This is a genomic window from Flavobacterium salmonis, assembly GCF_903819435.1.
In the GTDB taxonomy this organism is placed as follows: domain Bacteria; phylum Bacteroidota; class Bacteroidia; order Flavobacteriales; family Flavobacteriaceae; genus Flavobacterium; species Flavobacterium chungangense.
In genome coordinates this window covers 285,362-310,770 of record NZ_CAIJDP010000060.1, presented here as the reverse complement: position 1 = coordinate 310,770, position 25,409 = coordinate 285,362, and the positions used below count along the sequence as shown (strand labels likewise).

Sequence of the window (25,409 nt, the reverse complement as noted above, 5' to 3'; positions counted from 1 at the left end):
CAGAATCTTAAAATTTACAAAACCCTGCTGACTGTCAATCCATCGCGAATTGGTAATAAAACCGTTTCTACTCTTGGGTCATTTTTCAAAAGTAAATTATATTCTAAAAGTATTTTGGTGCTTACATCATTTGGATGTACCGGTTCCAGGATTTTTCCGCTCCATAAAACATTATCAGACAAAATGATTCCGCCCTTATTCATTTTAGGAACAATCATTTCCCAGTAATTAATGTAGTTTTCTTTGTCGGCATCAATAAAAACCAAGTCAAATTTTACATCCAGAGTCGGAATAATATCGATTGCTTCACCCAAATGCTGAAAAATTTGTGCACCCCATGGTGATGCATCAAAATATTTACGCTGAAAATCAATGAGTTCTTCTTTGATGTCAATGGTATGAAGCTGTCCGTTTTCCTGCATTCCTTCACACAAACACAAAGCGGCATAACCCGTATAAGTTCCAATTTCTAAAATATTCACCGGTCGGATCAATTTAGACAACATACTTAAAACACGCCCCTGAAAATGCCCGCTTAACATTCTTGGCAAAAGGATTTTCTGGTACGTTTCTTTATTAAGTTTCGCTAACAATTCCGGTTCGTTTTCAGAATGCTGTTCAATATAATCTTCTAAGTCTTGTGAGATAAAATGCATTGCGTAGTCTATTCAAATTTGGCTGTAAAAATACAAAATATAAGCTCACTTTTGGTCATAAAAAAACCATCCGTAAAGTGGATGGTTTTAATGTTGAATTCTGATGAAATTATTTTTTCAAGGCTTCATTTACTTCTTTAGCAGTTTTCACTGTTCCGTCTTTAGCAGCTTTAGCAGCAGCTTCTACTTTTTCAGCACCTTTTTTAGTAGCATCTTTTACATCTTCTATCGTTTCCTTGGTTTTTTCTTTTGCTTCCTCAGTAGCTGCTTTTGCTTTATCAGCTGCATTTTCTGCTTTTACAACAGCACTGTCTTTTACTTCTTCAATATCTGTTGTTAATGAGTCTACTTTGTTTCCAAGAGTTAATTCCTCTTCAGGTTTAGTTGCTTTTTTGTCTTCACAAGACTGAACACCGAATGCTAACAAAGCGATAACTGCTAAACTTAAAATTTGTTTTTTCATGATAATTTAATTTTTTAAAATTGATAATATATAAAGGGTATAAAGCTGAAAAAATAAAAGTACAAATTTTAAAATTAAGCGCTCTTTGTAAGATTATTTTCCTATCGAGTGCAAGACAATTCCCGTGCCAAAATTTATTTTTTTAGGTATGCTGTTGATTTTTTTTAAAGAAAAATATTTTTACGACTGTATCTAATTCAAAACAGCAGGAAAGCAAAACAGCAGGAAAGCAAAACGGAGTCAAAGCCTTTTTGGATAAAAAGCCTTCGACTCCTTTCATTTTGAAAGTAGTAAATATAGTTTACTTCAATCAGGATTTATTTAATTACTAAGACATTTTCACTTTGTGTATAATCATTTAAAGTAATATTAAAAAGGATAGTCAGATCTTTTCCTGTTCTCACAACTCCAAGTGCTGCCGTTGGAGGAGATATTCCAAAATCAGCAAAAGTAATTTGGTTAGAACCTCTTAAAACAAAATTCCCATTAACAGCCGTTACGTTTACCTGCGTTCTGTACTCTTTGCTGATACCAGAAATGGTATAAGTACCGGTTAGATTCCAAACGGTTTCATTTACTTTATCAGCAGATTTTAAAACATACTTAATGTTTTTGTGTGCTTTTGTGTCTAAAGCTTCATAAGCCACGTCATCCATACTTGATTTGCCGCTTTTTAAACTTTCTGCAGGTAATATAATCGTTAAACTGTTTATATCGGTTAGTTTAGAATCTTTAACCGTTAAATTCGCGGTGCCGGTTCCTTCTGTAGATTTCATTACCCAATCGTGAACAGTGGAAGTACCCGCGACTTCAAATTTTGATTTTGTATTTACCGTATAATTTTTTTGAGCATTGGTGTAAAATGTAATTCCTAAACAGATAACTGTTAGAAAAAAAGATTTGAGAGTTTTCATTTTTTATTGATTTATTTTGTTAATCATTTAATTAAGGGAATGATGTTTTAATAGTCTAATGAAATCTTATGTCAACAATCATCTCCTTAATTCTTGTATCAAATTTATTGTGAATACAAAGCATATTTGATGATAAAAATCATAGATAAAATTGTTTTAAAAGACTATAATAATAGTAGGTACAATCTTTTATTACTAAAATGAGCTCTGATTAAAAGGTTTGAAATTTGTATCTGTTTGAAATTTAACAACTTGTTGGTGATGCTAATTGCGATGTCTGAATATTTTGGATGTGGTATATAAAGTCTTTTATTTGGACAAAATAATTGAGAATTTCCTAAAATAACTTTAAAAATTGGGCTTTACCGGCAAGAATGACTCAAAAAAGCATTTAAAAAGAACAAAAGTGATTAAATTTGCATCATGCAAATCGAGAAAAAAGACATAAGAGCCTTATCAAAAGATCAGTTGCGTGAGTTTTTTGTCGCTAATAATGACAAAGCTTTTCGCGGGAATCAGGTTTATGAATGGTTATGGAGCAAAGGAGCACATAGTTTTGATGATATGACCAATGTAGCAAAACCTACAAGGGCGATGCTTGAAAATAATTTTGTAATCAATCATATTGAGGTTCATACGATGCAGCGAAGCAGTGATGGAACTGTAAAAAATGCTGTTCGGCTGCATGATGGTTTGGTAGTAGAATCAGTTTTGATTCCTACCGAAACCAGAACAACTGCTTGTGTTTCCAGTCAGGTAGGCTGCAGTCTGGATTGCAACTTTTGCGCAACTGCACGATTAAAACGTATGCGAAATCTGGAACCGGGCGAAATTTACGATCAGGTTCTGGCAATCGATAAAGAAAGCCGTCTGTATCATAATCATCCGCTTTCGAATATTGTTTTTATGGGAATGGGGGAGCCTTTAATGAATTATAACAATGTAATTAAGGCTATTGATATGATTACCTCTACAGAAGGTTTAGGAATGTCGCCAAAACGTATTATGGTTTCAACTTCAGGAATCCCAAAAATGATTAAAAAAATGGCCGATGATGATGTGAAATTCAAATTAGCGGTTTCCCTGCATTCTGCGATTGATGAAATTCGTGCGCGAATTATGCCTTTTAGTCAAAACTTTCCATTAAAAGACCTGCGTGAAGCGTTGGAATACTGGTACAGAAAAACTAAAAGCAAAATCTCATACGAGTATGTGGTCTGGAAAGGAATCAACGATGATAAAGCTTCAGTTGATGCCTTGGTTAAGTTTTGCAAATATGTACCCTGCAAAGTAAATTTAATAGAATACAACCCAATTGATGATGGTGAATTTCAGCAGGCTTCAGAAGAATCAATCATGGCGTATATTAAAGCATTGGAGAATATTGGAGTAGTGGTAAAAGTACGCCGCAGCCGTGGAAAAGATATTGATGCTGCTTGCGGACAATTGGCAAATAAAGAAGGTTAAATGTTATATAAATTTACTTCCAAAAGTAGTTTTCAAGTGCCAGATTTATTTTCAAAGTAGTATATTTGAAAACGAAATGAATATTACTTCTCAAATAAAGCAGCCTATTTTTAATGAAATGGAACTTTTCGAAAAAAAGTTCTATGAATCGATGACTTCAAAGGTTGCCTTGCTCAACCGCATTACCTATTATATTGTAAATAGAAAAGGAAAACAAATGCGTCCGATGTTTGTTTTTTTAACCGCAAAAATGGTTTCTGGGGGTGTTGTAAATGAGAGAACGTATCGTGGAGCTTCGGTAATTGAGCTGATTCACACTGCTACTTTAGTGCATGATGATGTGGTAGATGACAGTAATCGCCGCCGTGGATTTTTTTCTATCAATGCACTTTGGAAAAATAAAATTGCAGTTTTGGTTGGGGATTATTTACTTTCAAAAGGATTACTGCTTTCCATCGACAATGGCGATTTTGACCTTTTGAAAATTATTTCGGTAGCCGTTCGCGAAATGAGTGAAGGCGAATTACTTCAGATTGAAAAAGCACGAAGACTCGATATTACGGAAGATGTTTACTATGAAATCATCAGAAAGAAAACCGCTACACTTATTGCAGCTTGTTGTGCGCTTGGTGCTAAATCGGTAATTGAAGACGATATTCAGGTTGAGAACATGCGCAAATTTGGCGAACTTATCGGAATGGCATTTCAAATCAAAGACGATTTATTTGATTACAGTGAAGAAGCCATTGGAAAGCCAACCGGAATCGATATTAAAGAGCAAAAAATGACCTTGCCTTTAATTCACGTTTTAAATACCTGTACCCCGCAGGAAAAAAAGTGGCTGATAAACTCCATCAAAAACCATAACAAAGACAAAAAGCGCGTTAAAGAAGTTATTGCCTTTGTAAAAAACAATAATGGTTTGGCTTATGCCGAAAACAAAATGGTGCAGTTTCAGCAGGAAGCACTTTCTCTTTTAGAAAACTGCCCGGATTCTGAATTCAAAGCAGCGCTTACCTTAATGGTGAATTACGTTATTGAGAGAAAGAAATAATTCTGTGTAATTTTTTAATATTTTTATTGTTAAATTTGATTCCGAATTTAATTCTAAAATATGATTATCATACTTATATCTGCTTTTTCTTTACTAATTCTTATTCTCTTTATTGTACTTTATAATGGTTTCGTTTCCAGAAGGAATCGGGCAGAAGAGGCTTTTAGCGGCATTGACATTATCTTAAAAAAACGATTCGATCTGATTCCGAATCTTATAGAAGCCGTAAAAGGATATATGAGTCATGAAAAAGAAACATTTAGTTCTATTGTAAATCTTCGTAATAAGGCTTTGAACACTAATAATCCAGATGAAAGATTAAAACTGGATCAAAAACTTAATAATGCTGTGGGATCAGTTTTTGCTTTAGCAGAAAGTTATCCCGACTTAAAAACCAATACTAATTTTTTAAGTCTGCAATCTGATTTAGGAGAAATAGAAACTGAAATAGAACGCTCTAAACGATATTACAACGGAACAGTAAGAGATTACAATATTGCTGTAGAATCTTTTCCGGGTAATTTAATTGCCGGTATCTTTGGTTTTCCGAAAAAAGATTACCTCGAATTAAAAGAGCAAGATCAAAGAGAAACACCAAAAGTTCAGTTTTAATTCCTTTATTATATGCAGCTAAAAAAAATATTTTTTGTTCTATTTTCTATTTTCGTAAATCAACTGCACGCTCAGGAAAGAATTTTAAATTTTGATGTTAAAGTTAAAATCGAAAAATCAGGAACCATTGAGGTTGTCGAAAATATTACGATAAAAGCAGAAGGAAATGTTTTTAAACACGGACTTTTAAGAACTTTTCCGCTAACCCGAAAAGATAAAGACGGTAATGAGATCGATGTAAAATATTCGATAAACTCCATTGAAAAAGACGGAAAAACCGAAGTTTATTTTACAAAAGAAGAAGGAAATTATTGGAAAATTTACATTGGAGATGCAGCTGTTGAATTAGAAAACGGAGCGTATAAATACCAGATCAGTTACAGCGTTCCGTTTCAGATTGGATATTTTGACAATTATGATGAACTCTATTGGAATGTAACCGGAAATGGCTGGGATTTTCCTATTGACAAAGCAACCTGCCAATTTTATCTCCCATCTGAAGATAATAAATTTGAAAACTTACATTGTTATACCGGTAGTGAAGGATCTTCGGCTTCAAATTGTATTAGTTCCTTAAATGACAGTAAAACAATTGTTACTTTTTCCGCTCGCCAACTTCGATCAAATGAAGGTTTAACAGTTGCAGCTTCATTTCCTAAAGGAATTATTGATCCTCCAACTCTTGCTCAAAAATCAAATTCTTTTTATAAACAAATCAAAACCTATTTCTGGTCTGTTGTTTTTGGAATTGGAATGTTTATTTTTTTCTTTTTTAGTTGGAGAAAACATGGAAAAGATCCCGTTAAAAGAACAGTAATACCAGAATTTTTGCCTCCTTTTGATTGGTCTCCTGCGCTTGTAGGATATGTCTATCATAGAGAACTCAATGCAAAAATACATATGGCTTCCCTTATAAATACCGCAGTAAAGGGTGCTGTTAAAATTTCTTCTACGATAGAAAGCGGTATTTTTGTAAACGAAAACAAATACGAAATTGAAGTTTTAGAAAAAGATTCAAAATCTTTAAGTTCTGAAGAATCAGCAATAGTAGATAGTTTTTCTAAAAAAGCAAAAATAAAAGTGCAGGATTCTAACTATAGGATTTTTGAGAAAGCTTATTCTAAATGGACTAAAGCGATAGAAGATCAAATTAAGTTAGAAGAGATTTACCAAAACAATACGCGATTAAAATGGATTGGTTTTGCCGTTTTTGTAATTGGAGGATTGATTTATGAAATATTGTCTAAAAACAAAGGATTCGTAAATTATACTTTTTATACAGGATTAATTTGTGCAGTGGCGGCATTAACCTATTGGTTTTTACAAAAAGAAGAGAGAACTGGTTTAGTAATTTTAAGATTCCTTTTTGCTTTCTTTACTTATCCACTGGCAATTGGAATTTTTTTAATGACAATTCCTTTTTTAAGCACAATACAAATTGTAGTTATTGGTATCGTTTTTTTAATGTATATCTTCTACGTAGTGACTTTGGGGAAATTTACAGAAAAAGGTGCAGAAGAATTTAATCGATTAGAAGGATTTAAGTTATATCTCGAAACAGCGGAGAAAGACAGAATGAATATGTTGAATCCGCCTGAGCTGACACCTCAATTATTCGAAAAGTTACTTCCGTACGCAATAGCATTGGGAGTCGAAATAAAATGGGGAAAACAATTTGAAGAAATTTTAGAACTCGCAAAATATAATCCGGATTGGTATCAAGGAAACGATACTTTTTACAGACAGCCAACACTGTTTTTATCAGGTTTTGGAAATTCTGTAAGTGCAGCAGGAACCGATCCAACACCCTCCAGATCATCGAACTCTTCATCAGGAAGTAGTGGCAGTTGGAGCAGCGGTAGCTCTGGTAGCGGAAGTTCCGGTGGCGGCGGTGGCGGCGGAGGCGGAGGCGGTTGGTAAAACTTGCCTGTAAAGAGTTATTTTGAAAAATATTTTATTTTGAAGAACCTTGCAATAATTTTATAGCAAGGTTTTTTTATTGTATGTTTTCTTGGTTTTAGCCGGATGCTGTTTTTTTTATTAAATCAAAATAAAAAGAACATGAATTTAAGTATCAGTAAATCAATAATTTGTATTTATGTATTAGGATTTTAAATTTATTTTTTGATTTTTTTCTACTCACATGCAACCATTTTAAAACAATACTCGTCTATGCTAATAGAAGTCTGTTAGTAAAACAAAATCTGAACGCTTATTAATGAAAATTATTCAGTTACATCACGAAGAAACCAAAATCATAAAGTTGGCTGTCGAAAATAACCGACAAGCACAACAGCAGATTTATAGCAGGTTTTCTCCGAAAATGTTAAGTGTGTGCCGACAATATATAAAGGACATTCAGCTAGCAGAAGATGTAATGATAACCGCTTTTATGAAAGTATTTACGAATCTAAAGAACTTTGAACATAAAGGAAGTTTTGAAGGCTGGATCCGCCGGATAATGGTTAACGAATGTATTTCGTATTTGAGAGTTCAGAAAAAAGTAAAATTTGCAGAAGATGAGTTTTTTACAGAAGAAAGTTTCAACGAAATTGATAGCCAGTTTACTGTTGATCAGATTCAGTTTTTAATAGATGCCTTGCCGGACGGATATAAAATGGTTTTCAATTTATATGCAATTGAAGGTTATAAACACAATGAAATTGCTAAGATGTTAGGAATTAATGAAGGAACATCAAAATCGCAATTATCGCATGCAAGGAAAATGCTGCAAACACAAATTACTATTTTAAAAAAACAAGAAAATGGAACCGAATAATTTTGAAAAGGATTTCCGTGAAAAACTAAATCAGCGCAAAATTGAACCAAGCAATAAAGCCTGGGACAGATTGGATGCCATGTTAAGTATTGCCGAAGAAAAGAAGCCGGAAAAGAGTAATAAATGGCTTTATGTTGCAGCGAGTGTCATGGGAATTTTATTGGTTGGAACTTTCTTTTTTACTCAAAATAATAATGCAACCCAAACGCCAAAGAAAGTTGTTATTGAGGAAAATACTAAAAAAGATTCGGTTCTGAAACCGGTTTTGGATAATACAGATTCAGTAAAAACAAAAATTGTTGTCTCAGAAAATCCTTTGAAAGAAAGTTTAAATAAAGAAGAAAAAAAACGTAATCAAATCTCAAATAAAATCATTAAAAATGAATCAAATCTAATAACGGAGTCTTCAGTCATCATCAAAAACAATCAGGAAAAACAATCAATCAACAATCAAACTGTAATTGCCGAAAGCACTAAAAATTCAAATGTAGATCAATTATTAGAAACGGCAGAAAATAAAGTCATAGCAGAAAATTCGGCTAAACCAAAATCAAAGGTAAAAGTCAATGCCAATGATTTACTCAATCAGGTTGACGGAGAATTAGAACTGTCTTTTAGGGAAAAAGTAATTTCAAAAGTCAATAAAAATTATCAGACAGTAAAAGTTGCCGTAGCCAGTAGAAATCAGCAGGAATAATTGCAAATTCAATCTCAATTGCAAATAACAAATTCAATGCAAAAAAATAAGAATAAAATCATCAATCAATTTAAAAATCAATCATGAAAAATTTTACCATTTACCTCGTTATTTTAGTCTTTTTATTTGTCAGTAAAGTGCTGGGACAGGAAACTTTTGAATCAAGAGCAAAACAAATTGCAAATAAAATTGAAAAAATTACTAAACAGGAAAAAGAAACCCTTAAAAAAGAAGTTGAAGAAATAAATGTACAGCTTTCAAATGGAGTAATTACTGGAGAGCAGGCTGATAAACGTAAAAAAGAGTTAGCAGAAGCAAGAGCTGTCATTATCGAAGAGAAAGTAACTCTTGCTCAAAATGAACTTAATGACCTGGTTCAGCAGAAAGTAGACGGGAATCTGAAAGAGCAGGATTCAACAAAGAAAAACAGGTTAATAATTCATTGGGACAGAAACGATTGGAATAATAAAAATGGTAAAGACTCTATTCGTGGAGAAAAAAGAACAACTTCGCAATTTGTTTTTGCCATTGGTCTCAATAATATTATAGCAGATGGGGAACTGCAGGATTCTAATTATAAGTTTATGGGCTCACATTTTTACGAATGGGGTTTTACTTATAATTCACGATTAATGAAAAACTATAATTTATTGCATGCAAAATACGGGTTGTCATTAATGTACAATAATATTCGCCCAACTAATAATCGCAGTTTTGTAGTCAACGGAGATCAGACCGATTTAGAGATAAATCCTGTAAATTTAAAAGAATCACGTTTTAGAAATGTATATTTAGTTTTGCCGGTACATTTAGAATTTGATTTTACAAAACCCAAAGAAAAAGATGGGAAAACGTATTTTAGAACGCATAAAAGTTTTCGTTTTGGAATTGGAGGGTATGCCGGAATCAATGTGAAATCGAAACAGATTTTAAAATTTGAAGAAGATGATCTGAAATATAAAACGACAATAAAAGGCGATTATAACGTGAATAATTTTATTTACGGATTGAGTTCTTATATTGGTTACAAAGAATTGAGCTTGTATTTAAAGTATGATTTAAATCCATTATTCCAGGACAATTTAGTTAAAGAAAATAATATTTCATTAGGCTTAAGGTTTGATTTTAATTAAGTATACAATTTTGTTAATTAGTAGAAAAAGCGCTTTATAAGAGGCGCTTTTTTTTATGTAAAAGCAGTAAATTAAAGAAGGATTTGTGTACTTTTACAGGCTATTATTTTTTAAAAATATTTTAAGTTTGATCTCACAAAATACAATTGATACTGTTTTTGAAACTGCTCGTGTAGAGGAGGTTATTGGTGATTTTGTTAATTTAAAGCGTGCCGGAAGTAATTTTAAGGGATTGAGTCCATTCTCAGATGAGCGCTCACCGTCATTCATGGTTTCGCCTGCAAAAGGGATTTGGAAAGATTTTAGTACAGGAAAGGGTGGGAATTCTGTTAAATTCTTAATGGAACACTCACAGTTTACTTATCCGGAAGCTATTAAATACCTGGCCAAGAAATACAATATTGAAATAGAAGAAACCGAACAAACGGATGCTGAAAAAGCTATAACAGATGTTCGCGAAAGTATGTATTTGGTTTCAGAATTTGCTGCAAAGTATTTTAATGATACTCTCTTGAATTCAGAAGAAGGGAAAGCCATAGGGTTGTCTTATTTTAAAGAAAGAGGTTTTACAAATGAAACTATCAAAAAATTCAATTTAGGGTATTCGCCGGAGACTTGGGATGCTCTGACCAAAGAAGCTTTAGGGAAAGGCTATAAACTAGAGTTTCTGGAAAGTACCGGTTTAACAATTCCAAGAGAAGACAGACCTTTTGACCGTTTTAAAGGACGCGTAATGTTCCCGATACAAAGTATGTCGGGTCGTGTTTTGGGTTTTGGAGGGCGTATTTTAACCAATGATAAAAAAGCAGCAAAATATCTGAATTCACCTGAAAGTGATATTTACCATAAAAGTAAAGTGCTCTACGGAATTTTTCAGGCTAAACAATCAATTGCTAAACTAAATAATTGTTATTTGGTTGAAGGTTACACGGATGTGATTCAGTTTAATCAGGCCGGTATTGAAAATGTTGTAGCTTCCTCCGGAACAGCTTTAACTCCGGATCAGATTCGTTTGGTAAATAGATTGACCAGAAATATTACGGTTCTTTTTGATGGAGATGCTGCGGGTCTCCGGGCTGCAATTCGCGGAATCGATTTGATTCTGGAAGAGGGTATGAATGTAAGGGTTTGTGCTTTTCCGGATGGGGAAGATCCTGATAGCTTTGCCAGAAAAAATTCACATGATGATTTGGTTGCTTATTTAGAAAACAATAGTAAAGATTTTATACAGTTTAAAGCTTCAATTTTAATAGGAGAAGCAAAAAACGACCCTATAAAAAAAGCCGATTTGATCCGGGATATGGTTACCAGTATTTCTAAAATTCCAGACCGTATTCAGCGTGAAGTTTACATACAGGAATGTGCTCGAATAATGGATATTTCTGAGCAGGTTTTGGTAAGTACATTGGCACAGTTAACTCAAAAAGAGATTGCTGACGCTGGTAAAAAGCAAAAGCAAGAACAAAAAGCTTTTGAGGTCCATAGAAATAATTATCCGCCGGATGATCCTAGATATTATGATGACCCAACTTTTCCTGGAGATATGGAACAGCCGTCTGAAAAAATAGATATTTTGTACGGTTTAGAAAGAAAAATCATTGAAATTTTATTGCTCTATGGAAGTGTTACCGAAGATTTTGAAGACGTTTTCTTAAAGGCTGACGAAGAAGGAAATGTAAAAGAGGTTACAGAAAAAAGAAAATATAAGGTTTATGAGAAAGTTTACCTGAGTTTGCAGGAAGACGAAGTAGAACTATCAAATCAATTATTTCAAAATATTTTTAATAATATAATTGATTTTTATAATCAAAATGAAACTTTTAGCTTAGATAAATATTTGATGCATCTTCAACCAGAGTTTGCTCAGGAAGTAACGAATATTTTGATGGAAGATGAAAGACTGACTATTCACAACTGGGAGGGACAGAATATTTTTCCAAAACACAAAGATGCAACCATTGAGCAAAATGTGTCAGATACCATTTTTTCAATGCGATGGTATTTAATTTCTAAAATTATTCATGAATTAAAAAATACCTTATTAATTGACCCTCAGGAAGATAATTCAGAAATATTATCTATGGTTGTTGATTATTCTAAACTGCTTAATAATTTTTCAAAAAAATTAGGTAGGGTTGTCGTACCTTATCATTCATAAAGACAAAAGCTCTATATTTTTCAATATAGAGCTTTTTACTTTTGATGATTCACTTAAGAATCAGTCATATTGTTTAAATAATTTCTAAAGTCTTAGCTTTATTAACCAAGTCAACTAAATTGGTCACATTCAATTTAGTCAATAGTCTTAGTTTATAAGTACTAATTGTTTTTTCATTCAGGTTTAAAATTTTAGAAATTTCGTTGTTTTTCTTACCGTCACTTAAGTAACGTAAAACTTCAATTTCACGATTGGAAAGTTTTCTGTACAAACGCTCACTTTTGCTTTGTTTAGCAATAAGTGCCATGTTTTTACGTACAGTTTCGTTAATAATAACTTTTCCTTCGTGTACCTTAATAATTGAAACACCTAATGTTTCAAGTTTTTCTGTTTTGTGCACGTACCCGGAAACACCCGCTTTAATCGCATTAGGAGCGTACATTTGCTCGGCCAGATCGCTGAAGATTACAATTTTCGTTTTAGGAAAATTTTTCAGGATAGATTTCACTTCAAAGATACTCGAAAGACCTTCTAACTCTAAATCTAGAATTAGGATGTCGATCTCCTTCGTCTGAAGAATATCTCTAACCATTGAAAAATTACCTACATTGGCAACGATTGAAATTTGATCGTGGTCTTTAAAATAAGACTTAACGCCAAAGTGAGTCACAGGGTGGTTGTCTGCTAGACATACTTTAATCATAATTTTACCTTTTTAGAATTGTACATTGTTTTTGGAGCTGTAAAATTAATAAATAAATTCTGTAGTTTATAGCTGACAAATGTTAAAAAGTATTATTTTAACGTTTTTGGTATGATACAGACCGGAATTTCTTCCATTTTATGCTTGTTGCTGGTATTTAGACGTTTATAAATTTCGAAGACAGATTTTTCTCTTCCACTAAAATTATCTGCTGTATTTCCTGCTTCTTCGGCTAACATAGCCCATTCCAGTTCGTCATAACTTGCGCCTAATTGATCCTCATCTGTTCTGTTGTCACCAAATAGACCATCTGTGGGAGCAGCTGTTAAAATTGAGTCAGGAATTGTTAAAAATTCTCCAAGAGCATATACATCAGATTTCATCAAATCTGCAATCGGACTCAAATCAACACCTCCGTCTCCGTATTTTGTATAAAAACCAACGCCAAAATCTTCTACTTTGTTACCAGTACCTGCAACTAATAAACCATGAATTCCGGCTAAATAATATAAAGAAGTCATTCTTAATCGAGCACGGGTGTTTGCAAGTGAAAGATTTACTTTTGCGTCATCATCAGATCTTGGAACTGTACTTTTGAATGCTTCAAAAGTTGCTGTTAAATCTGTTTTGACATCTGAAACATTTGGGAAACGTTTTTTTAATTGTTCAATGTGTTCTCTTCCTCTCAAAACCTGATTTGGTGCCTGATGAATAGGCATTTCTACACATAGAACTTTCAATCCTGTCTGAGCACATAATGTAGAAGTTACAGCAGAATCAACTCCACCGGAAATTCCAATTACAAAACCGTTAACTTTTGCTTTATTAGCATAATTTTTCAGCCACTCTACAATGTGGTTATTTACTTTTTCTGTCTGAATAGTGCTTTTTTTAGCCATAATAATTCAAGTTTTAAGATGTAGGGATGTATATTTGCACAAATATTTTTAAGTATATGTTTACTTAAGATAAGTAACACAAATCTAATTAAAATAAAATGAAATTATATCGCTTTGTAGTGGTTCTGTCCTTGTTTTTTTTATCCTGTAATCAAAAAAACAAAGTAGAAAAAGCTGTTGAAGAAATTCCGGTTGACATTAAGGTTGAACGTTTTGATAAAGTTTTTTTTGAAACCAAACCTGAAGATTTAGAAAAAGTCAAAAAACAGTTCCCTTTCTTTTTTCCTGCAGGAAACGATGATAGCGTCTGGTTAAGTAAAATGCAGGAACCGATTTGGAGAGAAGTCTATACTGAAGTTCAAAAAAAATATTCAAATTTTGAGCCGGTTCGTCAGGAGTTTAATGCGCTTTTTCAACATGTAAAATATTATTTTCCAAAATCAAAAACGCCAAAAGTAATTACGGTGATTGGAGAAATGGATTATAATGCCAAAGCTATTTATGCCGATAGTCTGGTTATAGTAGCACTTGAATTATATTTGGGAAAGGAGCATAAATTTTATCAGTTTCCAAATTACCTGAAACAAAATTTTGAAGAAAGACAAATAATGCCAGATGTGGTTTCAAGTTTTGCTTACAGGAATATTCCGGCTTATGCTGATAAAAATCTGGTATCTCAAATGATTTTCGAAGGAAAACAATTATATGCCAAAGATTTGCTTTTACCTGAATATACAGATGCTGAAAAAATAGGTTACACAACTGAGCAGATAAAATGGTGTGAAGAAAATGAAGCATACATGTGGCGTTATTTTATAGAAAAAGAGATGTTGTATAGTGTCGATCCAAAGTTGACAACCCGATTTATTGCTCCGGCACCTTTTTCAAAATTTTATCTGGAAATAGATAATGATTCTCCAGGAAGGGTTGGTGCCTGGATAGGGTGGCAAATGGTACGTTCGTACATGAAAAATAATACCGTAACTTTGCCGGAGTTATTAAAAACAAGCGCGAAAGAAATCTTTGAAAAGTCAAAATACAAACCTAAGAAATAATGTCAGATACAATAAATTCAGAAATTAAATTCAATATTGAGTTAGATGAAAACCGTGTTCCTGAAAAGCTAACATGGAGCGCTCAGGATGGAGGAGTTCAGGCCGAAGAAGCTAAGGCAATTATGTTGTCGATTTGGGACAGCAAAGCTAAAGAAACAATGAGAATTGATCTTTGGACGAAAGATATGCCTGTTGATGAAATGAAAATTTTCTTTCACCAAACTTTGGTAGCGATGTCTGACACTTTTAAACGTGCAACTGATGATGTAAAAATGTCAGATACAATGAAAGATTTCTGTGATTATTTTGCAGAAAAACTGGAACTTACCAAGTAGTATCTAATAAAAAAAATCCAGATTCCATGTATTACACTAGGATCTGGAATTTTTTTTCTCCTGATAGGTCGGCAGGCGATTTACAGGCTTGATAGAATTCTTTTTGATGTCATTTATAATTTTCCTGTAACATCCCATTATCACTACGGATGTGGGGTAGTTTGTAATACTAAGCTCTTCTTCCAGACATCCTCCCGATGCTTGAGAGTAAATTATCTCTCCGCGATTCAAATCGTAGACTTCTAAAATGACTTCAGCGTATGTCATTTGTTTCTTGTAGTAAAAATGATTTTGAAATTCAAAACTACTAAAGTCATTTTTTGCATTTTTACATTTTATATTGACATAATAATCAGCATCAGCTGCTTTTTTAAGCTCTAAAATTGCTGCTTTGTCTAATTTCAATGGGACTTGTTTGGTAGCGAAGTATTTTCGTTCGTCCATTGAATACTTTGCTCTCCTTCCTAAATATTTAGAAAAATCAGCCATTACATAACGGGTTAATTTTGTTTTGGTATTTTGATCAACTTCAATATCGCCAACAAGCCATGTGCCTTTAGTGAAATCCAAACTATTCGCTTTATCTGTACTGTGTAAAAAGTAGTGAGTGACATTGCAGGCAGATAAGAGTAATAAAAGTAAAAAGCAAAGAGTTTTCTTCATAAAAGAATGAAATTAATTTGTTTCAAATATAATTTAAAAAAAGATATTGACTTGGTTATATCCGTAAAATAAAATTCAGATCCAAAGAAGTATCTTCTTGTTCTTCAAAGAGAATGATAAAATGAAGGTGCGGCCAGGAGTATTTAAAGATTCGAATTTAGGTTTAAAATCCGCTATTGTTTTTAAAAACCTCCTGATTTACTTCATCTATATAGGATAAAAGTTCTTCTTTTCCTGTTGATTCTGTTGATGAGGTAACAAAATACTGAGGCATTTCTGCCCAGTTGTTGGCAAACATTTGTTTTTTGTATGCTGCAATATGTGAATCAATTTTTACTTTGCTGATTTTGTCTGCTTTTGTGAAAATAATACAGAACGGAATCTCGCTTTCGCCCATATAAGACATGAATTCAATATCAATATTCTGAGCTTCATGGCGTATATCAATTAAAACAAAAGCACAAACTAATTGTTCTCTGGTTTCAAAATAATCAGTAATAAATTGCTGGAAAACCGATTTGGTTTTTTTAGAAACTTTGGCATATCCATAACCCGGTAAATCGACCAAAAACCAATTATTATTGATTTTAAAATGATTTATCAATTGTGTTTTACCAGGCCTGCCTGAAGTTTTTGCAAGATTTTTATGGTTTGTAAGCATGTTTATCAAAGAAGACTTTCCTACATTTGATCTTCCGATAAAAGCATATTCCGGTAAAAATTCTTGTGGGCATTTTGCAACTTCAGAATTACTGACAATGAATTCGGCAGTAGTAATTTTCATGTTTTTTTGATTTTTAAAACTTCTTAAATTCTACAGTTTAGATACTAAAAATTCTTTTTAGCAAGCCATTCTTCAAGAATTTCATTAAATTCCTGAGGATGTTCCATCATAGCAGCGTGTCCGCATTTGTCTATCCAATATAGAGTTGAATTAGGTAATAACTTATCAAATTCTTCAGCTACATTTGGAGGGGTTACGGTGTCATTTTTACCCCAGATGATACAGGTTTCAACTGTCATTTTTGGCAAATCTTTTGCCATATTATGACGAATTGCACTCTTGGCAATCGTTAATGTTTTAATCAGTTTTATACGGTCATTTGCGGTTGCGTATACTTCATCAATAAGTTCAGGAGTAGCAATTTTTGGGTCATAAAATACAGCTTCAGCTTTCTTTTTGATGTATTCATAATCACCTCTTCTAGGGTAGCTGTCTCCCATTGCGCTTTCGTAAAGACCTGAGCTTCCTGTAATTACTAGTCCTGCTACTTTTTCAGGATATAGTTTAGTGTGGTAAAGGGCAATATGTCCTCCTAAAGAATTCCCTAATAAAATTACCTTATCAAAACCTTTAAAATTGATAAAATCCTTAACGTATTTCGCAAAACTTTTCACGTTTGTTTTTAAAATACTTTGAGTGTAGATTGGCAAATCCGGGATTACAACTTTGTATCCTTTTGTTGGGAAGTATTGCGCTACACCGTCAAAGTTACTAAGACCTCCCATTAATCCGTGAAGAATTACGATAGGAGTTCCTTCACCAGCTTCAAAATAGCTGTATTTGCCCTCTTTTTTGTAGTGTTTGTCCATTTAATTTAATGCCAATTTCAATTTGGACAAATATAGGGTTTAATAAATAAAAATGAATTTTTGCTGTCATTTTTTAACTATATAATTTAAGTAGAATTTATAATTGTTTAAAAATCAGCTTTTAGAGTGGTTTTTGTTGAATTTTTAAGTTGTTAAAATCATTGCGTTATAATTGGTTTTTTAAGAGAAAGACTATGTATTTTTTATAATTGCGAAAGGAATGGATTTAGAAAATGATTAATGTATAACATCTTGATAGTCTATTGATTAAAGTAAGCGGAGTGAAAGTGGGTAAACTTATCAACAAAGTGGTATATAGTGGTAAAATGTGGTAATATTTTTTATATTTTTGCTGTGTAACATGTTAATGATTTTTTTTGAACACTATTGTAGGAACATATGAGTGTAAAGTGGATGCTAAAGGAAGGCTAATGATGCCTGCACCTTTGAAAAAGCAATTAGCTTCCTCTCTTCAAAACGGATTTGTTTTGAAACGCTCAGTTTTTCAGCCGTGTTTAGAATTGTATCCAATGGAAGAATGGGATTTGATGATGCAAAAAATTAACAAGCTAAACCGTTTTGTAAAAAAAAATAATGATTTTATCAGAAGATTTACAGCGGGAGTTAAAGTAGTAGAAATCGATGCATTAGGTAGATTGTTGGTTCCGAAAGATTTGGTTGCTTTTTCGGGTATTTCGAAAGATGTGGTTTTTTCATCTGCGGTTAATATTGTGGAAATTTGGGATAAGGATTTATATGAAAAATCAATAAGCGGCGAAGATATGGATTTTGCAGATTTAGCCGAAGAAGTAATGGGAAATATTAATGACGACGACAATGGAATATCATAATCCGGTTTTACTTCATCCAACAGTTGATGGTTTAAATATTAAACCTGACGGAATATATGTGGATGTAACGTTTGGCGGCGGAGGACATTCAAAAGAAATTTTGAAACGATTAGGTCCAAACGGGAAGTTGTTTGCTTTTGATCAGGATGAAGATGCTCTTGCAAATGCATTGCCGGATGAAAGGTTTACTTTAATTAATGAGAATTTTAGATTTATAAAAAGATTTTTGCGTTTTCACAGTGTAAAAACTGTAGACGGAATCCTGGCTGATTTAGGAGTTTCATCTCATCAGTTTGATGTTCCTGAAAGAGGTTTTTCAACAAGGTTTGATGCCGAGCTGGATATGAGAATGAGTCAGAAGAATGATTTAAATGCTTATCGTGTAGTTAATGAATATGATGATGCAAATTTGAGAAGAGTATTCTCGGATTATGGAGAATTGAAAAATGCACCGGTTTTGTCAAGAACAATTATAGAAGCCAGAGAGCATTATCCAATAAAAACGACTGATGAATTAAAAGAGGTTTTGGCGAAATATTTACCTGAAAGGGTTCGTAATAAAGTATTGGCTCAAATTTATCAGGCTATTCGAATTGAAGTGAATCAGGAAATGGATGTTTTAAAAGAATTTATTGAGCAATCACTAGAAATTTTAAAACCCGGCGGAAGATTCTCTGTGATATCTTATCATTCGTTAGAAGACAGGCTGGTAAAAAGATTTATTAAAAACGGAATGTTTGAAGGCGAGCCTGAACGTGATTTTTATGGAAATTTTTCAGTTCCGTTTAAAACTGTCGGTAAATTGATTGTCCCGGATGATGCCGAAATCAAAATTAATAACAGGGCAAGAAGTGCCAAACTTAGAATTGCTGAAAAGATATAATAATATAGGTGTAAAATGAAAAGTGGTGTATTTGGTATATTAAAAGCAAGATTCTTGATTAATGATGACGCTGTGAAAAACTGGCGATTCATTGTTTTTATCATTCTGCTTGCTATAATAATGATTGCAAATACACAACGATATGAACAAAAGGTTTTTGAAATTGCAAAACTGAATAATGAAGTAAAAGAATTACGTTCTGAATTTGTAGACAGAAGATCAGAACTAATGAAACTGAAAATGGAATCAACAGTTTCTAATAAAATGCTTGAAAAACAAATTTATCCATCAACGGTTCCTCCGACAAAAATAGAAGTTAAAAAAGAAGAAGAAAAAAGTTTTTTTAAAAGAATATGGCAGTAGACGATAAACATATATCCTACAGAATTTACCTCGTAGCAGTTTTCATCTTTGTGATGTCAATTGCTATTGTTGTTAAATTAACTAATATTCAGTGGGTTGAGGGTAATTATTATCGAAAATTAGCCAAACAGCGTACAGTAAGAAATTTTGTGATTCCGGCCAATAAAGGAAATATTTATTCTGCTGATGGTAGTTTGCTTGCAACATCAATTCCAAATTATGAAATCCGTTTTGATTCGAAAGCACCAAAAGAAGAAAATTTTGAAAAATATATAAAACCTCTTTCAGATTCTTTGGCCGTTATTTTTGACAGACCAAGCGGTTACTATCAAAATGAATTAAGAAGAGCACGAAACAATAAAAATCGTTATTATTTAATTGCACGTAAATTAAGCTATACTGATTATGTGAGAATTAAAGGGTTTCCGTTGTTTAATTTAGGTGCATTCAAAGGAGGAATTATCGTTGAGCAGGAAACCGTTAGGAAACATCCGATAGGGAAAATTGCTGAAAGAACAATTGGGTATGACCGTATTGATCCTGCAACGGGTGTTGAAGTTGGAAAAGGAATTGAATGGGCTTTTAAAAGTTATCTTAACGGAAAAGATGGTAAAATCTTAAAGCAAAAAATTGCTAAAGGGCAGTGGAAACCCATTCGTGATTTGAACGAAGTTGATCCTATAGATGGTTACGATGTAATCTCAACAATTGATGTTTTTATTCAGGATATTGCCCACCATGCCTTATTGAAACAGCTTCAGGATTACGAAGCTGATCATGGTTGTGTAGTCGTAATGGAAACAGAAACGGGTCATATAAAAGCAATTTCTAATTTAGGAAGACAAGAAGACGGATCGTATACAGAAACTATAAATTATGCAGTAGCAGAATCTCACGAACCGGGATCGACTTTTAAGTTGGTTGATTTAATGGCAATTTTAGAAGATAAGGTTGCTGATACAAGCACGGTGTATGATAGTCATGGTGGTATAATTAAGTATTACGGAAGAGCTGTGAGAGATTCGCATACAGGTGGTTATGGAAAGATTTCATTAGCCCGTGGATTTGAACTTTCATCAAATACAGTGATGGTTCAGGCAGTTTATGATAATTATAAAAATAATCCGGCAAAATTTGTAAATCATATCAGAAGTTTTGGTTTGGATAAGCCTTTAGGATTGCATTTTAAAGGAGAAGGAAGGCCAATTATTCCACATCCTGGTGATAAAATTTGGTCCGGAATTTCACTTCCGTGGATGGCTTTTGGATATTCAGTTTCAGTTACTCCAATGCAAACTTTAGCCTTTTATAATTCGGTTGCAAATAATGGCGTAATGGTAAGGCCTCAATTTGTTTCAGAAATTAAAGAATGGAACAAAACGATTAAAAAATTTGATACTGAGGTAATTAATCCAAGAATTTGTTCGCCTGAAACACTTAAAAAAGTAAGGGCAGTTTTAGGGAATGTGGTAAAAAAAGGAACAGCTTCTAAACTGTATTCGAAAGATTTTCCAATGGCAGGAAAAACAGGAACAGCTATGGTTAATTATAATAAAGCAGGAAGGGAAGGAATGTATTATGCATCATCTTTCGTAGGATATTTTCCGGCAGATCATCCGAAGTATTCTTGTATTGTAGTGGTTCATAAACCAAATACAGCTATGAATAATTATTACGGAGCAGATGTTGCAGGACCGGTTTTTAAAAGAATCGCTCAAAAAATATTTACAGATGCGCCTTCAACAAATAAAATCAAGCGTTTAGATTTAAAAATCCCAAAACAGGAAAATAGTTATAATAAGTTTGATGTAGAATCAAATAAAAAGCCAAAACTGATTCCAAATTTAAAAGGAATGCCGGGGATGGATGCAATCGCTTTATTGGAAAATTTAGGTTTGAAAGTGAAAGTAAGCGGAGTAGGAAAAGTAAAAAAACAGTCTTTACAAGCTGGGGAAAGTATTAGTAAAAACGCAACAATAGTATTAGAATTATCGTGAAAATACTGAAAGACATATTATACAAAGTACGCATTGAATCGGTAATAGGTTCAACAGAAATTGCTATTCATAAAATTGATTTTGATTCAAGAAAAATTGAAGAAAATGATGTTTTTATAGCTATTCGCGGATCACTTTCTGATGGGCATGAATATATTGAAAAAGCGATTCAGTTAGGTGCGACAGCAATTATTTGCGATACATTACCGGGACATATTGAAAAAGGAATAACTTATATACAGGTAAAGGATACCAATACGGCTTTGGCTTTTATGGCTGCCAATTATTTTGGAAATCCTTCTGAAAAATTAAAATTAGTTGGTGTTACAGGAACAAACGGAAAAACAACGATTGCTTCCTTATTATTTCAATTATTTCAAAAAGCAGATTTTAAAGTTGGTTTATTATCAACCGTAAAAATAATGGTTGATGAAACAGAATATAAAGCAACGCATACAACTCCGGACTCCATTACAATTAATCATTATTTAAATGAAATGATTGAAGCAGGAGTGACGAATTGTTTTATGGAAGTGAGTTCACACGGAATTCATCAAAAAAGAACAGAAGCTTTGCATTTTGTGGGAGGAATTTTCACGAACCTTTCACACGATCATTTAGATTATCATCCCAGTTTTGCAGAATACAGAGATGTAAAAAAATCATTTTTTGATTCGTTGCCAAAGACAGCTTTCGCTTTGTCAAACATTGATGATAAAAACGGAGCAGTAATGTTACAAAATACGGTTGCCAGAAAGTTTACATATGCCTTGAAAACATATGCAGATTTTAAAGCACAAATTTTAGAAAGCCAATTGTCCGGATTATTGTTAAAAGTAAACGATAATGAAGTTTGGGTAAAACTGATTGGCACTTTTAATGCCTATAATATTTTAGCTATCTACGGCACTGCCATAGAGTTAGGTATGGATAGTCTCGAAGCGTTGCGTTTGCTTTCTGATTTAGAAAGTGTTTCGGGACGTTTTCAATATATCGTTTCAAGAGGAAATATTACAGCGATTGTTGATTATGCACATACACCGGATGCTTTGGAAAATGTTTTAAAAACAATCGATGATATCAGGACTAAAAATGAACAATTGATTACTGTTGTAGGTTGTGGAGGAAACAGAGATAAAACCAAGAGACCAATTATGGCTCAAATTGCTACCAATTTAACTGATAAAGCTATTTTGACTTCTGATAATCCAAGAAATGAAGATCCGGAAGTAATTTTGGATGAAATGGAGAAAGGTGTTGAACCTCATAACTATAAAAAACTCTTACGTATTACAGATAGAAAACAGGCGATAAAAACAGCTTGTCAATTAGCCCAGCCTAATGATATTGTTTTGATTGCCGGTAAAGGCCATGAAACGTATCAGGAAATAAATGGCGTTCGGCATCATTTTGATGATATGGAAACGGTAAAAGAAATTTTAGATCAACTAAATAAATAACAACGAATTTCTAAGTTCAAATACCACAAGGGTCATTAGAATTTGGAATTTCAAATTGGAATTTAAAAAATAGAAAAATATGCTATACTATTTATTTGAATATTTTGACAAAACATTAGATATAAGCGGAACGGGAGTTTTTCAGTATATCACTTTTAGATCGGCTTTGGCATTCATGCTTTCGCTGCTTTTGTCAACTATTTACGGAAAAAGAATTATCAATTTTTTGCGTAATCAGCAAGTTGGTGAAACAGTGCGTGAGTTAGGTCTTGCAGGTCAGAATGAGAAAGCAGGAACTCCTACTATGGGAGGACTTATTATCATTTTTGCAACACTGGTCCCCGTTTTGTTATTTGCACGATTGCATAATATTTACATCGTATTGCTTATTGTAACAACTCTTTGGATGGGTACAATTGGGTTTGTTGATGATTATATTAAAATATTTAAAAAAGATAAGCAAGGTCTTAAAGGGATTTTTAAAGTTATTGGTCAGGTAGGTCTTGGAATTATTGTTGGGGCTGTTTTATATTTTAATCCGGCTGTAACGGTAAGAACAGATACCGGAAGAACAAGTGTCTATAAAAATGTAAGTTCAACAGTAGTTTTGCCAGCTCCGGTTGAAGAAAAATCAACAGCAACAACAATTCCGTTTGTGAAAAACAATGAATTTGATTATGCCGAAATTCTGTCCTTTATGGGAGAAGGATACGAAAAATGGGCATGGTTAATCTTTATTCCGGTTGTTATTTTTATTATCACAGCTGTATCAAACGGAGCAAATCTAACTGACGGAATTGATGGTCTTGCTGCGGGAACTTCGGCGATATCCGTTCTTGCGCTCGGGATCTTTACATTCGTTTCGGGGAATATTATTTTTTCAAATTACCTTAATATAATGTACATCCCTAATTCGGGAGAGATGACCGTCTTTATCTCTGCTTTTACAGGTGCTTTGATTGGGTTTCTGTGGTATAATTCCTTTCCTGCTTCAGTTTTTATGGGGGATACAGGAAGTTTGACCATTGGAGGAATCATTGCTGTATTGGCCATTGCAGTTCGTAAAGAAATATTGATTGTTTTATTCTGCGGAATTTTCCTTGCAGAAAGTGCTTCAGTGATTATTCAGGTAGCCTATTTTAAATATACCAAAAAACGTTTTGGTGAAGGCCGAAGAATTTTTCTGATGTCTCCGTTGCATCATCATTATCAGAAAAAGGGATACCATGAGAGTAAAATTGTAACCCGATTCTGGATTGTTGCCATCATGTTAGCCATATTGTCAATCGTTACTTTAAAGTTAAGATAGATGAGGCTGGTGGTTTTAGGAGGGGGAGAAAGTGGTGTAGGTACTGCTATCCTCGGAAAGAAAAAAGGATATGATGTTTTTGTATCTGATTTTGGAAAGATAAAAGAAAGTTATAAAGAAGTTCTTATCATTAATAAAATTGCATGGGAAGAGGAACAGCATACTGAAGATTTAATTCTGAATGCCGATGTAGTAATGAAGAGCCCGGGAATTCCTGAAAAATCCCCGATAGTAAAAAAGCTTATTGCAGCTGGAGTTAAAGTGATTTCGGAAATAGAATTTGCCAAACCTTTTACAGAAGCATTGACAATTGGAATTACCGGAAGTAATGGTAAAACGACCACAACAATGCTAACGCATCACTTGCTAAAATCAGCAGGTTTAAATGTTGGTTTGGGAGGGAATATAGGAAAAAGTTTCGCCTGGCAGGTAGCAGAAAATAAATACGATGCCTATGTGCTGGAATTAAGCAGTTTTCAGCTTGATGGAATAATAGAATACAGGCCAGATATAGCAATTATAACCAATATTAGCCCGGATCATTTAGATCGTTACGAATATAAATATCAAAATTATATTGATTCAAAGTTCAGAATAACAATGAATCAGACCGAAAACGATTATCTTATTTACGATGCAGATGATGAGGCAATCACAGAGTGGTTGAAAAATAATAAAACAAAAGCAAAATTAATTCCTTTTTCATTATCTAAACAATTCGGTGAAGGAGCTTACATAAAAAATAACAAAATGGAAATAAACATCAACAACGAAGAGTTTACAATGGAAACAGAATACATTGCGTTAGAAGGAAAACATAATTTAAAAAATGCAATGGCAGCAAGCTCTGTAGCAAAGTTGATGCAAATTAGAAAAGCAACAATTCGAGAAAGTTTATCAAATTTTCAAGGTGTTGAACACCGTTTAGAAAAAGTTCTTAAAATTCAGAATGTACAATACATAAATGACTCAAAAGCAACAAATGTAAACGCTACTTTTTTTGCATTAGACAGTATGAATGTTCCAACTGTCTGGATTGTAGGTGGTGTTGATAAAGGAAATGATTATAACGAATTAATGTCATTAGTTCGTGAAAAAGTAAAAGCAATTATTTGCTTAGGAATTGATAATCGAAAAATTATCGAAGCTTTTGGTAACGTGGTGGATATCATGGTTGAAGTGAATAATATGAATGACGCCGTAAAAACAGCACAACGATTAACTGAAAAAGGAGATGCTGTTTTATTGTCCCCAGCCTGCGCAAGTTTTGATTTATTCGAAAACTACGAAGAAAGAGGAAAACAATTTAAACAAGCGGTGCACAACTTGTAAAAAAAAGTTTCAAGTTTTAGTTTTACTTTATGA

General features: G+C 33.2%; 25 protein-coding genes. 17 read left to right on the top strand and 8 right to left on the bottom strand.

Annotated elements, in window-relative coordinates; genetic code table 11:
• Positions 1-14: 14 nt before the first annotated feature.
• The 3 genes from FLACHUCJ7_RS06090 to FLACHUCJ7_RS06080 form a co-directional block, all read right to left on the bottom strand.
• Complete coding sequence (locus tag FLACHUCJ7_RS06090) at positions 15-656, bottom strand: O-methyltransferase (protein ID WP_078227394.1); 642 nt, start codon at positions 654-656, stop codon at positions 15-17.
• A gap of 109 nt (positions 657-765) precedes the next feature.
• Entirely contained in the window at positions 766-1,119 is a 354-nt protein-coding gene (locus FLACHUCJ7_RS06085) for a hypothetical protein (RefSeq protein ID WP_031454566.1), read from the bottom strand.
• Between the two features lie 317 nt (positions 1,120-1,436).
• Entirely contained in the window at positions 1,437-2,033 is a 597-nt protein-coding gene (locus FLACHUCJ7_RS06080) for a YceI family protein (RefSeq protein WP_035136433.1), read from the bottom strand.
• A gap of 423 nt (positions 2,034-2,456) precedes the next feature.
• Between FLACHUCJ7_RS06080 and rlmN the strand changes: the two genes are divergently transcribed.
• From rlmN to dnaG, 8 genes are all read left to right on the top strand, one after another.
• Positions 2,457-3,500 (top strand): 23S rRNA (adenine(2503)-C(2))-methyltransferase RlmN, encoded by a 1,044-nt coding sequence (rlmN, locus tag FLACHUCJ7_RS06075; RefSeq protein ID WP_180908286.1) that lies wholly within the window; start codon positions 2,457-2,459, stop codon positions 3,498-3,500.
• A gap of 76 nt (positions 3,501-3,576) precedes the next feature.
• The gene (locus tag FLACHUCJ7_RS06070) at positions 3,577-4,554 is read left to right on the top strand and encodes a polyprenyl synthetase family protein (protein WP_180908285.1); all 978 of its coding nucleotides are present in this window, start codon (positions 3,577-3,579) and stop codon (positions 4,552-4,554) included.
• A 60-nt stretch (positions 4,555-4,614) separates the two neighbouring features.
• Positions 4,615-5,166 carry a LemA family protein gene (locus FLACHUCJ7_RS06065; RefSeq protein WP_180908284.1) on the top strand — a complete coding sequence of 184 codons (552 nt, stop codon included), beginning with the start codon at positions 4,615-4,617 and terminating at the stop codon, positions 5,164-5,166.
• Positions 5,167-5,178: 12 nt separating this feature from the next.
• Positions 5,179-7,086 carry a DUF2207 domain-containing protein gene (locus FLACHUCJ7_RS06060; protein ID WP_180908283.1) on the top strand — a complete coding sequence of 636 codons (1,908 nt, stop codon included), beginning with the start codon at positions 5,179-5,181 and terminating at the stop codon, positions 7,084-7,086.
• A 298-nt stretch (positions 7,087-7,384) separates the two neighbouring features.
• Positions 7,385-7,945, top strand: coding sequence for an RNA polymerase sigma factor (locus tag FLACHUCJ7_RS06055; RefSeq protein WP_031454574.1), 561 nt, complete (start codon positions 7,385-7,387; stop codon positions 7,943-7,945).
• Positions 7,932-8,642: a hypothetical protein gene (locus FLACHUCJ7_RS06050; protein WP_180908282.1), complete on the top strand. Its 711-nt coding sequence runs from the start codon at positions 7,932-7,934 to the stop codon at positions 8,640-8,642. The genes FLACHUCJ7_RS06055 and FLACHUCJ7_RS06050 overlap by 14 nt, the downstream gene beginning before the upstream one ends.
• An 83-nt stretch (positions 8,643-8,725) precedes the next feature.
• Positions 8,726-9,775 (top strand): hypothetical protein, encoded by a 1,050-nt coding sequence (locus tag FLACHUCJ7_RS06045; protein ID WP_180908281.1) that lies wholly within the window; start codon positions 8,726-8,728, stop codon positions 9,773-9,775.
• A gap of 127 nt (positions 9,776-9,902) precedes the next feature.
• The gene (dnaG, locus tag FLACHUCJ7_RS06040; protein ID WP_180908280.1) at positions 9,903-11,933 is read left to right on the top strand and encodes a DNA primase; all 2,031 of its coding nucleotides are present in this window, start codon (positions 9,903-9,905) and stop codon (positions 11,931-11,933) included.
• Positions 11,934-12,006: 73 nt separating this feature from the next.
• Here the strand turns inward: dnaG and FLACHUCJ7_RS06035 are convergent, their stop codons facing one another.
• Positions 12,007-12,636 carry a response regulator transcription factor gene (locus tag FLACHUCJ7_RS06035; protein WP_007810686.1) on the bottom strand — a complete coding sequence of 210 codons (630 nt, stop codon included), beginning with the start codon at positions 12,634-12,636 and terminating at the stop codon, positions 12,007-12,009.
• A 92-nt stretch (positions 12,637-12,728) separates the two neighbouring features.
• Positions 12,729-13,535, bottom strand: coding sequence for an NAD(+) synthase (nadE, locus tag FLACHUCJ7_RS06030; RefSeq protein WP_180908279.1), 807 nt, complete (start codon positions 13,533-13,535; stop codon positions 12,729-12,731).
• A 98-nt stretch (positions 13,536-13,633) separates the two neighbouring features.
• Between nadE and gldB the strand changes: the two genes are divergently transcribed.
• A complete protein-coding gene (gldB, locus tag FLACHUCJ7_RS06025) occupies positions 13,634-14,590 on the top strand; it encodes a gliding motility lipoprotein GldB (RefSeq protein WP_078227404.1) in 957 nt (318 codons plus the stop codon).
• On the top strand, positions 14,590-14,925 hold the full coding sequence (gene gldC / locus FLACHUCJ7_RS06020) for a gliding motility protein GldC (RefSeq protein ID WP_031454580.1): 336 nt from the start codon (positions 14,590-14,592) through the stop codon (positions 14,923-14,925). Before gldB ends, gldC begins: the two co-directional genes overlap by 1 nt.
• A 36-nt stretch (positions 14,926-14,961) precedes the next feature.
• On the opposite strand, the gene FLACHUCJ7_RS06015 is transcribed toward gldC, so the two are convergent.
• The 3 genes from FLACHUCJ7_RS06015 to FLACHUCJ7_RS06005 form a co-directional block, all read right to left on the bottom strand.
• Positions 14,962-15,588 (bottom strand): hypothetical protein, encoded by a 627-nt coding sequence (locus FLACHUCJ7_RS06015; RefSeq protein ID WP_180908278.1) that lies wholly within the window; start codon positions 15,586-15,588, stop codon positions 14,962-14,964.
• 163 nt (positions 15,589-15,751) lie between these two features.
• Complete coding sequence (yihA, locus tag FLACHUCJ7_RS06010) at positions 15,752-16,372, bottom strand: ribosome biogenesis GTP-binding protein YihA/YsxC (RefSeq protein ID WP_031454582.1); 621 nt, start codon at positions 16,370-16,372, stop codon at positions 15,752-15,754.
• A gap of 44 nt (positions 16,373-16,416) precedes the next feature.
• Complete coding sequence (locus tag FLACHUCJ7_RS06005) at positions 16,417-17,181, bottom strand: alpha/beta fold hydrolase (RefSeq protein WP_078227406.1); 765 nt, start codon at positions 17,179-17,181, stop codon at positions 16,417-16,419.
• A gap of 377 nt (positions 17,182-17,558) precedes the next feature.
• Here FLACHUCJ7_RS06005 and mraZ point away from each other — a divergent pair, with 377 nt between their 5' ends.
• From mraZ to murD, 7 genes are all read left to right on the top strand, one after another.
• Positions 17,559-18,032 (top strand): division/cell wall cluster transcriptional repressor MraZ, encoded by a 474-nt coding sequence (mraZ, locus tag FLACHUCJ7_RS06000; protein WP_031454584.1) that lies wholly within the window; start codon positions 17,559-17,561, stop codon positions 18,030-18,032.
• Positions 18,007-18,915: a 16S rRNA (cytosine(1402)-N(4))-methyltransferase RsmH gene (gene rsmH / locus FLACHUCJ7_RS05995; RefSeq protein WP_180908277.1), complete on the top strand. Its 909-nt coding sequence runs from the start codon at positions 18,007-18,009 to the stop codon at positions 18,913-18,915. The genes mraZ and rsmH overlap by 26 nt, the downstream gene beginning before the upstream one ends.
• A gap of 15 nt (positions 18,916-18,930) precedes the next feature.
• Positions 18,931-19,278, top strand: coding sequence for an FtsL-like putative cell division protein (locus FLACHUCJ7_RS05990; protein ID WP_031454586.1), 348 nt, complete (start codon positions 18,931-18,933; stop codon positions 19,276-19,278).
• The gene (locus FLACHUCJ7_RS05985) at positions 19,269-21,275 is read left to right on the top strand and encodes a penicillin-binding protein (RefSeq protein ID WP_078227407.1); all 2,007 of its coding nucleotides are present in this window, start codon (positions 19,269-19,271) and stop codon (positions 21,273-21,275) included. The genes FLACHUCJ7_RS05990 and FLACHUCJ7_RS05985 overlap by 10 nt, the downstream gene beginning before the upstream one ends.
• Positions 21,272-22,735 (top strand): UDP-N-acetylmuramoyl-L-alanyl-D-glutamate--2,6-diaminopimelate ligase, encoded by a 1,464-nt coding sequence (locus FLACHUCJ7_RS05980; protein ID WP_180908276.1) that lies wholly within the window; start codon positions 21,272-21,274, stop codon positions 22,733-22,735. Before FLACHUCJ7_RS05985 ends, FLACHUCJ7_RS05980 begins: the two co-directional genes overlap by 4 nt.
• Before the next feature lie 79 nt (positions 22,736-22,814).
• Positions 22,815-24,044, top strand: coding sequence for a phospho-N-acetylmuramoyl-pentapeptide-transferase (gene mraY, locus FLACHUCJ7_RS05975; RefSeq protein ID WP_031454589.1), 1,230 nt, complete (start codon positions 22,815-22,817; stop codon positions 24,042-24,044).
• Positions 24,045-25,376 carry a UDP-N-acetylmuramoyl-L-alanine--D-glutamate ligase gene (gene murD / locus FLACHUCJ7_RS05970; protein ID WP_180908275.1) on the top strand — a complete coding sequence of 444 codons (1,332 nt, stop codon included), beginning with the start codon at positions 24,045-24,047 and terminating at the stop codon, positions 25,374-25,376.
• The last annotated feature ends 33 nt before the right edge of the window (positions 25,377-25,409 follow it).

What these genes read in the sequence shown, in the direction of transcription:
- FLACHUCJ7_RS06090 (WP_078227394.1), bottom strand. Translation starts at nt 656, where the DNA reads ATGCATTTTATCTCACAAGACTTAGAAGATTATATTGAACAGCATTCT.
- FLACHUCJ7_RS06085 (WP_031454566.1), bottom strand. Translation starts at nt 1,119, where the DNA reads ATGAAAAAACAAATTTTAAGTTTAGCAGTTATCGCTTTGTTAGCATTC.
- FLACHUCJ7_RS06080 (WP_035136433.1), bottom strand. Translation starts at nt 2,033, where the DNA reads ATGAAAACTCTCAAATCTTTTTTTCTAACAGTTATCTGTTTAGGAATT.
- rlmN (WP_180908286.1), top strand. Translation starts at nt 2,457, where the DNA reads ATGCAAATCGAGAAAAAAGACATAAGAGCCTTATCAAAAGATCAGTTG.
- FLACHUCJ7_RS06070 (WP_180908285.1), top strand. Translation starts at nt 3,577, where the DNA reads ATGAATATTACTTCTCAAATAAAGCAGCCTATTTTTAATGAAATGGAA.
- FLACHUCJ7_RS06065 (WP_180908284.1), top strand. Translation starts at nt 4,615, where the DNA reads ATGATTATCATACTTATATCTGCTTTTTCTTTACTAATTCTTATTCTC.
- FLACHUCJ7_RS06060 (WP_180908283.1), top strand. Translation starts at nt 5,179, where the DNA reads ATGCAGCTAAAAAAAATATTTTTTGTTCTATTTTCTATTTTCGTAAAT.
- FLACHUCJ7_RS06055 (WP_031454574.1), top strand. Translation starts at nt 7,385, where the DNA reads ATGAAAATTATTCAGTTACATCACGAAGAAACCAAAATCATAAAGTTG.
- FLACHUCJ7_RS06050 (WP_180908282.1), top strand. Translation starts at nt 7,932, where the DNA reads ATGGAACCGAATAATTTTGAAAAGGATTTCCGTGAAAAACTAAATCAG.
- FLACHUCJ7_RS06045 (WP_180908281.1), top strand. Translation starts at nt 8,726, where the DNA reads ATGAAAAATTTTACCATTTACCTCGTTATTTTAGTCTTTTTATTTGTC.
- FLACHUCJ7_RS06035 (WP_007810686.1), bottom strand. Translation starts at nt 12,636, where the DNA reads ATGATTAAAGTATGTCTAGCAGACAACCACCCTGTGACTCACTTTGGC.
- nadE (WP_180908279.1), bottom strand. Translation starts at nt 13,535, where the DNA reads ATGGCTAAAAAAAGCACTATTCAGACAGAAAAAGTAAATAACCACATT.
- gldB (WP_078227404.1), top strand. Translation starts at nt 13,634, where the DNA reads ATGAAATTATATCGCTTTGTAGTGGTTCTGTCCTTGTTTTTTTTATCC.
- gldC (WP_031454580.1), top strand. Translation starts at nt 14,590, where the DNA reads ATGTCAGATACAATAAATTCAGAAATTAAATTCAATATTGAGTTAGAT.
- FLACHUCJ7_RS06015 (WP_180908278.1), bottom strand. Translation starts at nt 15,588, where the DNA reads ATGAAGAAAACTCTTTGCTTTTTACTTTTATTACTCTTATCTGCCTGC.
- yihA (WP_031454582.1), bottom strand. Translation starts at nt 16,372, where the DNA reads ATGAAAATTACTACTGCCGAATTCATTGTCAGTAATTCTGAAGTTGCA.
- FLACHUCJ7_RS06005 (WP_078227406.1), bottom strand. Translation starts at nt 17,181, where the DNA reads ATGGACAAACACTACAAAAAAGAGGGCAAATACAGCTATTTTGAAGCT.
- rsmH (WP_180908277.1), top strand. Translation starts at nt 18,007, where the DNA reads ATGACGACGACAATGGAATATCATAATCCGGTTTTACTTCATCCAACA.
- FLACHUCJ7_RS05990 (WP_031454586.1), top strand. Translation starts at nt 18,931, where the DNA reads ATGAAAAGTGGTGTATTTGGTATATTAAAAGCAAGATTCTTGATTAAT.
- FLACHUCJ7_RS05985 (WP_078227407.1), top strand. Translation starts at nt 19,269, where the DNA reads ATGGCAGTAGACGATAAACATATATCCTACAGAATTTACCTCGTAGCA.
- mraY (WP_031454589.1), top strand. Translation starts at nt 22,815, where the DNA reads ATGCTATACTATTTATTTGAATATTTTGACAAAACATTAGATATAAGC.
- murD (WP_180908275.1), top strand. Translation starts at nt 24,045, where the DNA reads ATGAGGCTGGTGGTTTTAGGAGGGGGAGAAAGTGGTGTAGGTACTGCT.